This is a genomic window from Stenotrophomonas sp. AG209, from assembly GCF_003550055.1.
Lineage (GTDB): Bacteria > Pseudomonadota > Gammaproteobacteria > Xanthomonadales > Xanthomonadaceae > Stenotrophomonas.
Genome location: NZ_QXDB01000004.1, coordinates 399,099 through 413,407 on the forward strand (window position 1 = coordinate 399,099; position 14,309 = coordinate 413,407).

Below are 14,309 nucleotides of genomic sequence, written 5' to 3' on the forward strand. Positions count from 1 at the left end.
CGCGGGAAACGTCTCGATGGTAGCCCCGCCCTCTCGCCGGTAGCAAGGGTGCATTCACACTTTTTCCAATGCTGCAACACAGCATGAGGTCGGCGGAACGAATGACGAATTCAGCACAAATATTGCCGGGCTTGCTGAACACGCTGAATCCACCACCGTTAGGGGCTATCAGCCCTTCACGAAGGTGGCTGCGGGGCACTTCCGCAACCCGCAAAAATGATTAAAATCGCCAAGTTTTCCATTGGCCGGACCGGCATGAACGCACCTTCCTCCTCCCCTGCCGCCAGCGACGCCCTGCGTCCCGGCGCGCTGCTGTCGCCGGAACTGCCGGCGCCCCCCAACCCGTTCCGCCAGGCCATCACCGATGCCTGGTTGAAGGACGAGGCCAGCCACGTCCGCGAGCTGCTGGCGCAGGCCCGCCTGCCGGCCGAAGAGCAGGCCAGGGTGCAGGCGCTGGCCGCCGACCTGGTCGGCCGCGTGCGCGTGCGTGCCAAGGACCAGGGCGCGATCGAAGCCTTCATGCGCCAGTACGACCTGGGCAGCGAAGAAGGCGTGCTGCTGATGTGCGTGGCCGAAGCGCTGCTGCGCATTCCGGACCAGGACACCGCCGACAAGCTGATCCGCGACAAGCTGGCCGACGCCGACTGGGAAAAGCACCTGGGCGGCAGCGACTCGGTGCTGGTCAACGCCTCCACCTGGGGCCTGATGCTGACCGGCAAGCTGGTGCAGATGAACGACGCCACCCGCGCCGATGCGCCCAGCGCGTTCAAGCGCCTGGTCGGCCGCGTCGGTGAGCCGGTGGTGCGCCTGGCCGTGCGCCAGGCGATGAAGATCATGGGCCACCAGTTCGTCATGGGCCGCACCATCAGCGAAGCGCTGTCGCGCTCGCACAAGGGCGACAACGCGAACTACCGCTACTCCTTCGACATGCTCGGCGAAGGTGCGCTGACCATGAAGGACGCGCTGCGCTACCTGGAAGACTACCGTCGTGCGATCCACGCCATCGGCGGCGATCACAAGGCACGCGGCGGCCGTCCGGACGGCGACGTCAACAATGCCCCGGGCATCTCGATCAAGCTGTCGGCGCTGTACCCGCGCTACGAGCACGCCAAGCGCGAGCGCGTGCTGAAGGACCTGGTGCCGGGCGTGCTGGAACTGGCGCAGCTGGCCAAGAGCTACGGCATCGGCTGCACCGTCGACGCCGAAGAGTCCGACCGCCTGGAACTGTCGCTGGACATCATCGAGCAGGTGTTCTCCGATGCCTCGCTGGCCGGCTGGGATGGCTTCGGCGTGGTCGTGCAGGCCTACCAGAAGCGCACGCCGTACACGATCGACCACCTGGCCGACATGGCGCGCCGCGCCGGTCGCCGCCTGCAGGTGCGCCTGGTCAAGGGCGCCTACTGGGATGCCGAGATCAAGCGCGCGCAGATCGAAGGCTATCCGGGCTACCCGGTATTCACCCGCAAGCAGAACACCGACGTGTCGTACCTGGCATGCGCGAAGCGCCTGTTCACCCATGCCGACGCGATCTACCCGATGTTCGCCACGCACAACGCGCACACCATCGCCGCTGTGCGCAGCATCGCCAACGGTGGCGTGTACGAGCACCAGAAGCTGCACGGCATGGGCGACGACCTGTACGCCGAAGTGGTGCCAGCCGATCGCCTGGGCCTGCCCTGCCGCGTGTACGCGCCGGTCGGTTCGCATGAAGACCTGCTGCCGTACCTGGTGCGCCGCCTGCTGGAAAACGGCGCCAACTCCAGCTTCGTCAACCGCATCACCGACGAGCGCGTGCCGATCGCCGACCTGATCCGCGATCCGGTCGAGATGGTCGCCTCGTTCGCTTCGATTCCGCATCCCAAGATCCCGCTGCCGGTAGACCTGCTGCGCAGCCAGAACCACGACAGGAAGAACTCCATGGGCGCCAACCTCGCCAACGACAACGAACTGCGCGCCCTGGCCGAGCAGCTCAACGCGGCCGTGAAGCCGTGGCAGGCCGCCCCGCTGGTACCGGGTGCCAACCCGGCCGGCGCCGCGCTGCCGGTGACCAATCCGGCCGACACCCGCGAAGTGGTCGGCCAGTGGCTGGCCGCCGATGCCGCCACCGTGCAGAAGGCCCTGGCCAATGCCGTGGCCGCGCAGCCGGCCTGGAACCGCACCCCGGCCGCCAGCCGCGCCGCCATCCTCGAGCACGCCGCCGACCAGCTGGAAGCGCGCATGCCGGAGTTCATGGCACTGTGCGTGAAGGAAGCCGGCAAGAGCCTGCCCGACAGCATCGCCGAAGTGCGCGAAGCCGTGGACTTCCTGCGCTACTACGCCAAGCAGGCGCGCGAGCAGTTCAGCCACGCCGAGAAGCTGCCGAGCCCGACCGGTGAGTCCAACGAGCTGCAGCTGCATGGCCGCGGCGTGTTCGTCTGCATCAGCCCGTGGAACTTCCCGCTGGCGATCTTCCTGGGCCAGGTCGCTGCTGCACTGGCCGCCGGCAACAGCGTTATCGCCAAGCCGGCCGAGCAGACCAACCTGATCGGCTACTACGCGGTGAAGCTGCTGCACGACGCGGGCGTGCCGGCCGAGGTCGTGCAGTACCTGCCGGGCGACGGCGCCACCGTCGGTGCCGCGCTGACCGCCGACCCGCGCGTGGCCGGCGTGGCCTTCACCGGCTCCACCGACACCGCACGTGCGATCAACCGCGCGATGGCTGCGCGTGACGCCGCCATCGGCGTGCTGATCGCCGAGACCGGCGGCCAGAACGCCTTCATCGCCGACTCCTCGGCGCTGCCGGAACAGCTGGTCAAGGACGCGATCGGTTCGGCCTTCACCTCCGCCGGCCAGCGTTGCTCGGCCGCTCGCGTGCTGTTCGTGCAGGACGACATCGCCGACAAGGTGATGACCATGCTGGCCGGCGCGATGAAGGAACTGAAGGTCGGCAACCCGGGCCTGCTGTCCACCGACGTCGGCCCGGTGATCGACGCCGACGCGCTGAAGATCCTGCAGGACCACGCCGAGCGCATGGACCGCGAAGCGCGCCTGATCGCCGCCGCCGAGCTGTCCGCCGAAGCGGCCAACGGCACCTTCTTCGCGCCGCGTGCGTATGAACTGAAGGACCTGGGCCAGCTGCACAAGGAGATCTTCGGGCCGGTCCTGCACGTGATCCGCTGGAAGGGCGACCAGCTCGACGCGGTGATCGACCAGATCAACGCCACCGGCTACGGCCTGACCCTGGGTGTGCATTCGCGCATCGACGAGACCGTTGATCGCATCAGCAACGGCGTCCACGTCGGCAACGTCTACGTAAACCGCAACCAGATCGGCGCGGTGGTCGGCGTGCAGCCGTTCGGCGGCCAGGGCCTGTCCGGCACCGGCCCGAAGGCCGGCGGCCCGCACTACCTGCTGCGCTTTGCCACCGAAAAGACGGTGACGGTGAACACCACCGCCGCCGGCGGCAACGCCTCGCTGCTGACCCTGGGCGACTGATCGCCTGCGTCATGCGGTGAACGAAAAACCCCGCGAAAGCGGGGTTTTTTGTGCTTTTTATTCCTGTAAAGCCGAGCACAGGCTCGGCTCTATAGCGGCGAGGCGACACTGAACCGGTTGTCCGCCCGCTTCGCCAGCTCGCCCTGCACGCGTGCGATGCGCGTCTCCAGATCGCCTTCCAGCAGCACGTACTCGACACCCTCTGCCTGCAGCTGCGCCAGGTACCACGCATGCTGCTGCGACCGGAAGGCTTCGCCCACGCGCGTGCCATCCTGGTCGAACGGAATATCCGGCGCGCACAGGAACAGCAGGTCGTAGCGTCGTCGTGCCGCCTGCCGCAGTGGCTCCGGCGCCGTGCCGAACATCCAGCCGCTGTACCCCAGCGTTACCCACGGCGTGGTATCGCAGAACAGCCAGCGATGCGCGCGCCGCGCGGCCTCGTCTTCGTGCTGTGGCTGTGTCATTGCAATGCGAAGCAGATCGTCTGGCGTCAGTTCTCCCCCCTGCTGCTCCCACAGGGTGCGGCCATACTCCGGCACCCAGGCGGTCTGCAGGCGCCCGGCCAGCACGCGCGCCAGCGTGGTCTTGCCGCTGGACTCGCCACCGATGAAGGCCACGCGCTGCACATGGTCGGCATACACCTGCGGTGCGAGGCCATGGCGATGCGCATGCGGATCGGTGCGCAGCTGGGTGCCACAGGCCTGCGCGACGTCCAGCGCGCGCTCCAGCCGCTCATGGCGCACCGGTGTGCCGAAGTGCGTGGCCAACGCCTGCGCGAAGCCGTCTCCATAGTCCTCACCGGTGTACACCGCCTGCACCGGCCCACCGAACAGGTTCAGGCACAGCCAGGCGGTGAAGTCGCGCTGCACCTGTTCGTCATCACTGTCCTGCGGCAGCGTGCGCACGGGCAAACCGTGCTGCGTGCACAATGCCGCCAGTCGCGAGTCATCCAACACCGCCACCGTCGCCTGCGGGAAACGCGCACGCAGCCAACGCTCGCGGCGCTCGGCACTGTAGCCGGCAAAGCCCGGCTGCGACCAGCCGATCACCAGCAACTGCTGGCAGCGCGTGGCGGCGAAGTCGATCAATCGTTCATGGCCGAGGTGCAGCGGGCAGAACTTGCCCACCACCAGCCCCCACGCAGCACGCTCAGGCAGCGGCATCGGCCGCCCTGGCCTCGTTGCGCATCAGGTGCCGCCAATGGCGCAGGGCCACCAGCGCGTTGATCCAGAAGCCCACGTACAGGATCGAGGTCAGGTGCAGGCCACGGCTGTAGTACAGCGGCACTGCAACGGTGTTCACCAGCAGCCACACCCACCACGATTCCAGCTTGCGCCGCATCATCAGGATCTGCGCGATCACGCTCAGCACCAGCACCGCCGAATCGATGTACGGCGCATAGGCATTGGTCAGTCGGGTCAGCATCCAGCCGTAGCCGAAGGTGGCCACCACCGCCAGCGGCGCCAGCCAGGCCCATGCCCGCGGCCGCAACGAGGTGATCGGCAGCGGCGCGCCATGGTCGCCGCGCAGCCACTGCCACCAGCCCAGCACACTGATGGCGATGAAGAAGAACTGCAGCACCATGTCCGCGTACAGGTGCGATCGTTCGAACACGGCTGCAAACAAGGCACAGCCGACGATACCAAGCCACCAGGTGTGCACGTTGTTGCGGCCGGCCAGCAGGATCGAGCCGGCGACGGCGATGTTGGCAGCCAGCTCCAGTTGGAAGTTCGGGTCGGACAGGTTCATGGCGCTATTGTCGTGGATCCGTGCGCTGCGTGGACAACCCGGCAGATCCACGCCATGCGTGGATGCCCCACATCCCACCCCACAAAAAGAAAGGCCCCGCTCGCGCGGGGCCTCCTTTGTACTGCTTCAGGCAATCGCCCGAATCAGAACTTGTACTGCATCGAAGCAGCCAGCACGTCGCCGCTGACCTTGTACTTGCCGGTCACGGTGTTGCCGGTGGCCGAGGTCGAGGTGATGTTCGGATCCTTGGTGAACAGGTGGGTGTAGCCCACGCTGTATTCCATCTTGTCCGAAGCCGCGTAGGTCAGACCCAGCGACAGCCACTTGCGGGTGGTGTCCGGCACGCGCACGTCGCGGTGGGCGTCGGTGGTCGGGGTCTGGTCGTAGGCGAGACCGCCGCGCAGGGTCAGCTTCTCGTTCATGCGGTACTCGGTACCGATCGACGCGAAGGTGGTGTCGCGGTAGTGGAACGGCAGCACGCTGTCCGGCTGGTTGGAGTCATAGTCGACGGTAACCTGGTCGAACTTGCTCCAGGCGGTACGCGTGACTTCGGCCATGATCTTCCACTGGTCGTCCACGCGGTGGGTGAAGCCGATGGTGGCGCTGGCCGGCAGGGTGATCGAGGCACGACCCTTGCTGTCGATGAAGGTGCCCGGTGCGGCGGCGGCCAGGAAGGTCGCGGCATTGCCCGGAATGGTGAAGTCGGCCTTGCCGTCGTTGATCTTGTGCTTGACCTGCGAACGGTAGCTGAAGGCGATGTTGGTGCCTTCCACCGGGCTGACGGTCATGCCCAGGGTGTAGCCCATCGACACTTCGTCACCCTTGATGCGCAGGTAGCCATCGGCGGTGCCCGGAGCAAAGCCCTGCTGGGCCATGGCCACGGCGGCCTGACGCGAGGCGGCGGCAGCCTGGGCGGCGGTGCCACCGGCGGCCAGAACGGCAGCGGCGGCCTTCTGCTGGGCGCTGGCGTTGATCGCGGTGCCGGTATCGACGGCACTGGTCAGGTCGACGTTCAGGCGCTCGGCGAACACCGAAGCACCGAACGACAGGTACGGGTTGATGTCGTAGGAGAACGCGACGCCCAGGTCGATCGCCTGCAGCTCGGTCTTGACGCCGTTGTAGCGGCCGACCCAGTCACGGTCGTATTCGGTCTTGAAGCCGAACGGCACGGTCAGCGATGCGCCGAAGTGCATGTTGTCGTTCTCGCCGAACGGCAGGTGGAAGTAGGCCGCCGGAACCGGGGCGATCATGCCGGCGTCGCCGCCGTTGCCGCCGGAAATCGGAGCGCCGTTGGCGTACTTGCCCTGGCCACGGAACTTGGCGCCGAAGCTGATGGCGCTGACGTCGCCCTGCAGCATGGTGCCGTCGAGCAGGCGCATGGAGGCCGGGTTGGTGGCGATGACCGAGGCGTCGCCTTCGGTCGAGGTGGAGCCGGCGAACGCACGGCCGAGGCCCTTGGCGCTGTTTTCCTTCAGCTGGAAGGCGGCGGCGTTGGCATCGGCGGCGGCCAGCGCACCGGCAACGCCGACGGCCAGCAGGGTCAGACGGGCAATGGTGGAAGCGGTTTGCATCGTAGTTCTCTCTCCGGTAAGCGGTGATGTTGCTCTGAGTGCGCCTGCGCCCGGCCGGCCCTGGGGCCCTTCGGAGCGCGCCGGATTCCCCTCCCGACATACGACGCCGTATGCGAGTATTACCCAGAGCTGTTAATGAAACAATAACAGCACCTGCGCTTTTTTCGTCTCAAAAGCTGAACAGGACAATCCCCGCCGCAGGCGTCGTCACGCTAGGCTTATGCCCATGTTCGTCTCCCTCCCGTCGCGCAAGAAGGCGGCCCTGCGCTGGGCCACGCCCGTGCTGTTCGCGTCATTGTGGCTGGCATTCCTATGGTCGATCTCGCGCCCGGACGATGCCCGCGGCAGCCTCTGGCTGGACTGGGGCGCCCTGTCCACCGGACTGACCCACCCGCTGGACTGGTGGGCGACCCTGCAGGACGGCAGCGTACTGCGCCTTTTCACCGCGCTGTTCCTGCACGCCGACTGGTCGCACCTGCTGGGCAACCTGGTGTTCCTGCTGATCTTCGGCCTGCCCGCCGAGCGGGTGCTGGGGCCCTGGCGGTTGCTGCTGTTGTTCCTGGTGGGCGGCGCGGTGTCCAACCTGGTCGCGATCTACACCATGGGCAGCCCGGACCAGATCATCATCGGCGCCAGTGGCGCGGTGTCGGCGCTGATCGGCGCCTACCTGGCCCTGTTCCCGGGCGCGCGGCTGGGCGTGGTGATCCCGCTCGGCCTGTTCCTGGAGTTCGTGCGCGCCCCGGCCTACCTGCTCATCGGCGTCTGGGCCGCGCTGCAGGTGGTGTTCGCCCATATCGGCCCCAGCTTCGGCATGGTGGCCTGGTGGGCGCACATCGGCGGCTTCCTGTTCGGCCTGCTGTATGGCGTGTACGTGCGCGCAGCGATCGCGCGCCGGCTGCGCAAGCGCCACGGGTTCTGACCCCTGGTAGTGCCGGCCGCTGGCCGGCTCCACGCTCACCCGCCCGTTCGTGGCGTCGAGCGTGCTCGACTCCTTCATCGATATGGATCCGCTCCGTCCGCGATGACGCCGAATCCGTCACTCGCGACTGACCACCAACGTGTTGTGGTGGGTATCGAACAGCAGCGTAGCGCCGTCATCCAGCACCAAGAAGTACTCAAAGAACGGCAACTCTCCGAGCAAAGGAATCAGTTCACTTGCCTGCAGAGCCCAGATCGGCCACGGCAATGCGCGCTCATCTGACGCTACCAGGCACATTTCGCCGTTCACTTCCGCCAGCAGTTCAGCCAGGCAGGAAAGGCCTTCATCACTGCTGTCGTATTGGATCGTCTGATCAGACGTCGCTTTGCCTGCCCACCAATAGACAAAGCGCGGATCGATTCCATGGCGGACCGCCAGGGATTCCAGCAGGGTGGCGGCCCGGTCAGGTGGCAGCGGATCACGACCAAGCAGTTGGCTGATCGTAGTCGCTAGGTTCGAATCGTCCATGGGCCGATTCTATCGGGCGACGCCTCGGCCGCGTCGCCTTGTGGATGAGCAAGGTGTCCGCCGGGCACAGCCCGGCGCTACCGTCAGGGCTTAGCCGGGACCGGAATGGGCTTCGCTTCCGGCTTCGCTTCCGGCTTCGCTTCCGGCTTCGCCGCAGCGGCCTTCGCGGCCTTGGCCGCATCCGCTTTTGCCGCTTCGGCCTTCAGGCGTGCAGCCACCGAACCCGGGTTCTTCAGCTCGGCCAGCGCGTCGTTGATCGGGCCATCGCCCGGCAGCACCGCACCGGCGTGGTAGCCCTCGGTACCTTCGTCATCACCCCGCAGATGGCCGGGCAGGGTCGCTTCGCTGTAGTCGCTCAGGCTGGCCGGCAGTGCATCCTCGGCCGGCGTGGCGGCGGGCTTCAGTTCGACATCCGGCACGATGCCGGTGGCCTGGATCGACTTGCCGCTGGGCGTGTAATAGCGCGCGGTGGTCAGCTTCACCGAATCACCGTTGTCCAGCGGCAGCACGGTCTGCACCGAGCCCTTGCCGAAGGTGCGGCTGCCGACCACGCGCGCACGCTTGTTGTCGCGCAGCGCACCGGCCAGCACTTCCGATGCGCTGGCCGAACCGGCATCGGCCAGCACGACCACCGGTGCGCCCTTCAGCAGGTCACCCGGGGTCGCGTCGAAACGCGCATCGCTGATGCTGATGCGGCCACGGGTGCTGACGATGTTGCCCTTGTCGAGCAGATCATCGGCCACCTGCACGGCGGCGGTCAGCAGGCCACCCGGATTGCTGCGCAGGTCCAGCACCAGGCCCTTGAGCTGGCCACCGGACTGCTTCTGCAGCTGCTGCACGTGCTTCTGGAAGTCCGAACCGGTATCGGCCTGGAAGGTACTCAGGCGGATGTAGCCGTAGCCCGGTTCCAGCATGCGGCTCTTCACGCTGGTCACGCGGATGGTCTGGCGGGTCAGGTTCACGTCGAACGGCTTCGGCTTGCCTTCGCGCACGATGGTCAGCACCACCTTGCTGCCGGCCGGGCCGCGCAGCGGCTCGCTGGCATCGATCGCACTGATCGGCTTGCCGTCGATGGCGATGATCAGGTCACCGGCGAGGATGCCGGCCTTGGCCGCCGGGGTGTCGTCGATCGGCGAGATCACCTTCATGCTGGCGTTGTCCGGCTGCTGCTGCAGCTCCACGCCGATGCCCTCGTAGGCACCATTGGCCTGCTCGTCGAAGGCCTGCGCGTCTTCCTTGTTGAAGTAGGTGCTGTGCGGATCGAGGTCGAGCAGCAGGCCACGCACGGCCGACTGCATCAGCTTCTTGTCATCGACCGGGTCAACATAGGCCGCGCGCACGGCGTTGTACACGGCCACGAAACGGCGGATTTCCTCCAGCGGCACCTTCGAGGTCACCGCCTCCTCGCTGTTCGCTGCCTGCCCACTGGTTTCCTGGCTCGGGGCGGGCGCGGTCTGCTGCGCCCAGGACAGCGCTGGCAACAGGGCCAGCAAGAGGGTGGCGGAACGGGCTGCGCGCATGGATCACTCCTGTCGACGTTGGCATCGTGCCCAAGGCACATGCACCGATTATGCGCGAAGCACAGCTAAATTCCCGTTGAATCCGGCCCGCATCCGGCAGGCCTGGATTCAGCGCCGCTGCAGCCAGCTGTCCGGGTTGACCGGCTGCCCGCCACGGCGCAGCTCGAAGTACAGCGCGGTGACACCCTGGCCACCGGAATTGCCGACCTTGGCCACCGCATCACCGCGGCTGACCCGTGCGCCGGCATCCTTCAGCAGGGTGTCGTTGTGGGCATACAGGCTCATGTAGCCATTGCCGTGGTCGACGATCAGGATCATGCCGTAGCCGGTCATCCAGTCGGAGAACACCACGGTGCCGTCGGCCACGGCCGTGACGGTGCTGCCGGCCGGCGCGCCGATCAGCACGCCGCTGCTGGTACGGCCATCGGGCAGCTTGCCGCCATAGCGGGCCAGCAGGTTGCCGGACAACGGCCAGCCCAGGCCACCGACCTTCGGTGCCGGTGCCGACGCCACCGCAGGCGGAACCTTGGTTGGCGGCGGCGGTGGCCGGCCCTGTGCGGCGGCCTGGCGTGCGGCCCGCTCGGCAGCGGCCTTTTCGGCGGCGGCCCGACGCGCCGCCGCGCGACGCTCGGCTTCGGCCCGGGCGGCGGCGGCACGCAGGTTGGCCAGCAGCGTTTCCAGCGCCTTGGCATCCTGGCCCAGTGCCTGTTCCTTCTCGCGCCGGTCCTTGAAACGTTCGTCCAGCGAGGCCACAGTCTGCGCGCGGTCACGGCGGTCGGCCGCCAGCGTCGCAGCCTGCTGCTTCTGGTCCTGCTGCGCGCCCTGCAGCTTCTGCTTGCGCTCGGCGATCTGCGCCTGCAGCGCTTCCAGTTCCTTCAGGTCGGCGGTGAGCGTGGTAATCCGCTGCGCACGTTCGCGCTGCAGGTAGCGGTGGTAGGCCAGCGCACGATTGGCATCGGCCACCGTGTCCTGCGACAGCAGCAGCTTCAACGGTGCATGGTTGCCCAACTGGTAGGCCGCGCGCAGCAACCCGGCCAGTTCGCGGTGCTGCTGGGCAAGGTTGGCCTGCAGCGTGCTGCGGCGCTGCTCGGCTTCGGCCAGCGCCTGGTTCTGCTCGCGCAGGGCCGTCTCGGTCTGCGCAAGCGCGCGGCCACTGCGGGCCACCTTCTCGTCGGCCTCGCGCAGCTGCTGGGATGCCTGTCCACGCTGTCCCTCGATCTGCCGTCGTTCCTGCGCCACGCCCTTCAGCTCGGTGCGCAGTTTCTGCAGCTTGCGCTCGGTCTCGCGGGTGGTCTGCGCGGCGCCGGGCAGCGGCAGGGCCAGCGCCAGGACCAGCCCCAGCAGCAGGCAGCGCCCGCCGCGTACGGCGGCGATGTGATGTCGGCGTGATGGGAAGGCGTTGTCGCGCAAGGGCTTTCCAGTGACTTCAGGCAGTTGCGGGGGGTACCGGGGAATGGTGACATCTCCGCACGCGGCCTGCCAGCCGCACATCCATCGAGGTCCCCATGAAAACTCTATCCATTCCGCTGCTGTTGGGCGTACTGCTGGTCACCGGGCCGGTCTGCGCCCAGGAGAACATCAGCAAGGTCAACGGCAGCATCAGCGCCGAACCAGGTCAACGCTACGGCAAGCTGGACACCGTCAACGGCGGCATCCGCGTCGGCGAAGGCGTCGAGACCGGCAGCATCGACACCGTCAACGGCGGGGTGAAGGTCGCCGACCGCGCGCGCACCGGCAAGATCGAAACGGTCAACGGCGGTGTCCGCCTGGGTCGCGAAGTGATCGCCAGCGGCGGCGTCAGCACCGTCAACGGCAGCATCTTCACCGATCGCGGCAGCCAGATCGAAGGCGGCGTCGAGACCGTGAACGGCGGCATCGGCCTGGTTGAAAGCCGCGTCGGCAAGGACGTTGAGACCGTCAACGGTGACATCACCGTCGGCATCGGTTCGCAGGTCAACGGCGGCGTGCATGTGCGCAAGCCGAACTTCAGTGTCTCGCTGACCGCCAGCCGCAAGCCGCGCGTGATCATCGGCCCCAACGCGGTGGTCAGTGGGCCACTGCAGTTCGAGCGCGAGGTGGTGCTGTACGTGCATCGCACCGCGCGCATCGGCCCGGTCACCGGTGCCGAGCCGATCCCGTTCGATACCGAAACCGCGCCAGCCGACTGAATCCGTCGAACCTGCCGGTTCGGTGATACTCGCGTTTACCGGTCGCGCATGAGGTGCGACCGCCCTTTGTTCTCCAGGAATCGACGATGCCCCGCAAACTCCTCCTGTGCCTGGCCGCCGCGGCCGCGCTCAGTGCCTGCAAAGGCGAAGACACCCCGGCAGCCACGCCGGCCACCGATACCGCTGCCGCGAAGCCGGCCGCCCATCAGTTCTCTCCGGAGATCAACGCCGGCGACTTCGCCGAGATGGTCAAGACCCTGGCTTCGGATGAGTTCGAAGGCCGCGCCCCGGGCAGCAAGGGCGAAGAACTGACGGTCAACTACATCCGCGACCAGATGCAGCGCATCGGCCTGCAGCCCGGCAACGGCGACAGCTGGTTCCAGGACGTGCCGATGACCGAGACCACGGCCGACGAATCGACCGTGCTGAAGATCACCCAGGGCGGCAAGACCACCGAACTGAAGTTCGGCACCGACATGGTGGTCGGTACCCGTACCGGCCAGGCCGAGGTGAAGGTCGATGCCAGCGACCTGGTGTTCGTCGGCTACGGCGTCGATGCGCCGGAGCAGAAGTGGAACGATTACGCCGGCCAGGACTGGAAGGGCAAGACGGTCGTCATGTTCGTCAACGATCCGGGCTTCCATGTTGATGACGCGAAGCTGTTCGACGGCAAGCGCATGACCTATTACGGCCGCTGGACCTACAAGTTCGAGGAGGCCGCCCGCAAGGGTGCTGCTGCCGCACTGATCGTTCACGACACTGCCGGCGCGTCCTACGGTTGGGACGTGGTGAAGAATTCCTGGGCCGGCCCGCAGTACGACCTGCCCGCCAAGGATGACCCGGAGGCCCGGATCCCGGTGCAGGGCTGGCTGAGCGCCGACGCCGCCAAGGCGCTGTTCGCCGGTGCCGGCCTGGACCTCGCCCAGGCCTACAAGGACGCCAGCAAGCGTGGTTTCAAGCCGGTGCCGCTGAAGGCCACCGCTGCGGTCGACCTGAAGAGCCAGATCGCACAGAAGCAGTCGCGCAACGTGGTCGGCGTGCTGCCGGGCAGCAAGCGCGCTGACGAAGCCGTGCTGTACATGGCGCACTGGGACCACCTGGGCAAGCATGAGGGTGAGACCGGCGACAACATCTACAACGGCGCAGTCGACAACGCCACCGGCGTGGCCGGCATCCTCGAGGTGGCCGAAGCCATGGCCCACCAGGAACCGAGGCCGGAGCGTTCGGTGGTGTTCCTGGCGGTGACCCTGGAAGAATCCGGCCTGCTGGGTTCGAAGTACTACGTCGCCCACCCGACCTTCCCGCTGGACAAGATCGCCGGTGTGATCAACATTGATGCGATGTCGGTGGCCGGCCGTGCCAAGGACGTGACCGTCACCGGCTTCGGCAGCTCGGAGCTGGAGGACATCCTCAAGCCGCTGGCCGCCGCCCAGGACCGTACCCTGCACGGTGAGACCTCGGTGCAGAGCGGCTTCTACTTCCGCTCCGATCACTTCAACTTCGCCAAGGCCGGTGTGCCGGCCCTGTACGCCGATGGCGGCGAAGACCTGCGCGAGGGTGGCGTGGAAGCAGGCCGCAAGGCTGCGGCGGATTACGGCGCCAACCGTTACCACGGCCCGAAGGACGAGTTCGACGCGGCCACCTGGAAGCTGGACGGCACCGTCGAAGACCTGCAGCTGATGTACGGCGTGGGCAAGGAACTGGCCGGTGGCGATCGTTGGCCGAACTGGTATGCAGGCAATCCGTTCAAGGCGGCCCGCGACGCGATGATGAAGGACAAGGCCCCGGCCAAGTAAGTCGGGCCATGCTCGACTGAACATCGTTTGGAGCAGAGCGGCGCCCCACGGGGCGCTGCTTTTTTTGCGCGCTGCCATTGGTGGGTGCCAGCCCTGGTTGGCACCTCTTTACACGGCGAGCGCCCCATCCACGCGTGGCGTGGATCTACCGGTAGTGCCGGCCGCTGGCCGGCAAACGGCGGCGGGTGCATCGACTCATCCGCCGGCCAGCGGGCACCACCACCCGCATTTCCTGCGCACAAAGAAAAACCCCGCTGCGTGAGCAGCGGGGTTTTGGGTGTAAACCCTGGCGATGACCTACTCTCGCATGGCTTGAGCCACACTACCATCGGCGCAGCTGCGTTTCACTTCCGAGTTCGGGATGGGATCGGGTGGTTCCACAGCGCTAATTTCACCAGGGAGACGGTTGCAGCAGCGCTTGCAGCGCCAGCTTCGCGATCTTGCCCGTGGGGCGGAAGGGACCCGGAAAATGCAGTGCCTTCACTTAATAAGAAAAACCCCGCTGCGTGAGCAGCGGGGTTTTGGGTGTAAACCCTGGCGATGACCTACTCTCGCATGGCTTGAGCCACACTACCATCGGCGCA

The 14,309-nt window shown here is 67.0% G+C and carries 10 protein-coding genes and 1 rRNA gene; 4 read left to right on the forward strand and 7 right to left on the reverse strand.

Annotated features, from left to right (window positions below):
- Positions 1–255 precede the first annotated feature (255 nt).
- On the forward strand, positions 256–3,474 hold the full coding sequence (putA, locus tag DFO63_RS18830) for a bifunctional proline dehydrogenase/L-glutamate gamma-semialdehyde dehydrogenase PutA (RefSeq protein WP_119007577.1): 3,219 nt from the start codon (positions 256–258) through the stop codon (positions 3,472–3,474).
- Positions 3,475–3,563: 89 nt separating this feature from the next.
- On the opposite strand, the gene DFO63_RS18835 is transcribed toward putA, so the two are convergent.
- The 3 genes from DFO63_RS18835 to DFO63_RS18845 form a co-directional block, all read right to left on the reverse strand.
- On the reverse strand, positions 3,564–4,637 hold the full coding sequence (locus DFO63_RS18835; RefSeq protein ID WP_119007578.1) for an AAA family ATPase: 1,074 nt from the start codon (positions 4,635–4,637) through the stop codon (positions 3,564–3,566).
- Positions 4,624–5,223, reverse strand: a complete 600-nt coding sequence (gene pnuC, locus DFO63_RS18840; protein ID WP_049421201.1) for a nicotinamide riboside transporter PnuC — start codon at positions 5,221–5,223, stop codon at positions 4,624–4,626. The genes DFO63_RS18835 and pnuC overlap by 14 nt, the downstream gene beginning before the upstream one ends.
- Before the next feature lie 143 nt (positions 5,224–5,366).
- Complete coding sequence (locus tag DFO63_RS18845) at positions 5,367–6,794, reverse strand: outer membrane protein transport protein (RefSeq protein WP_049444492.1); 1,428 nt, start codon at positions 6,792–6,794, stop codon at positions 5,367–5,369.
- Between the two features lie 226 nt (positions 6,795–7,020).
- On the opposite strand from DFO63_RS18845, the gene DFO63_RS18850 reads away from it, so the two are divergent.
- Positions 7,021–7,713, forward strand: coding sequence for a rhomboid family intramembrane serine protease (locus tag DFO63_RS18850; protein WP_014035716.1), 693 nt, complete (start codon positions 7,021–7,023; stop codon positions 7,711–7,713).
- Positions 7,714–7,830: 117 nt separating this feature from the next.
- Here DFO63_RS18850 and DFO63_RS18855 read toward each other — a convergent pair whose 3' ends face one another.
- From DFO63_RS18855 to DFO63_RS18865, 3 genes are all read right to left on the reverse strand, one after another.
- Positions 7,831–8,241, reverse strand: coding sequence for a hypothetical protein (locus DFO63_RS18855; RefSeq protein WP_119007579.1), 411 nt, complete (start codon positions 8,239–8,241; stop codon positions 7,831–7,833).
- Positions 8,242–8,324: 83 nt separating this feature from the next.
- Positions 8,325–9,761 (reverse strand): S41 family peptidase, encoded by a 1,437-nt coding sequence (locus DFO63_RS18860; RefSeq protein ID WP_119007580.1) that lies wholly within the window; start codon positions 9,759–9,761, stop codon positions 8,325–8,327.
- 108 nt (positions 9,762–9,869) lie between these two features.
- Positions 9,870–11,171: a peptidoglycan DD-metalloendopeptidase family protein gene (locus DFO63_RS18865; protein WP_119007581.1), complete on the reverse strand. Its 1,302-nt coding sequence runs from the start codon at positions 11,169–11,171 to the stop codon at positions 9,870–9,872.
- Positions 11,172–11,266: 95 nt separating this feature from the next.
- Here DFO63_RS18865 and DFO63_RS18870 point away from each other — a divergent pair, with 95 nt between their 5' ends.
- Together DFO63_RS18870 and DFO63_RS18875 are read left to right on the forward strand one after the other, a co-directional pair.
- Complete coding sequence (locus DFO63_RS18870) at positions 11,267–11,929, forward strand: hypothetical protein (protein WP_014645682.1); 663 nt, start codon at positions 11,267–11,269, stop codon at positions 11,927–11,929.
- Positions 11,930–12,015: 86 nt separating this feature from the next.
- Positions 12,016–13,725 (forward strand): M28 family metallopeptidase, encoded by a 1,710-nt coding sequence (locus DFO63_RS18875; RefSeq protein WP_119007582.1) that lies wholly within the window; start codon positions 12,016–12,018, stop codon positions 13,723–13,725.
- Between the two features lie 284 nt (positions 13,726–14,009).
- Here the strand turns inward: DFO63_RS18875 and rrf are convergent.
- A 5S ribosomal RNA gene (rrf, locus tag DFO63_RS18880) occupies positions 14,010–14,124 on the reverse strand.
- Between the last annotated feature and the right edge of the window lie 185 nt (positions 14,125–14,309).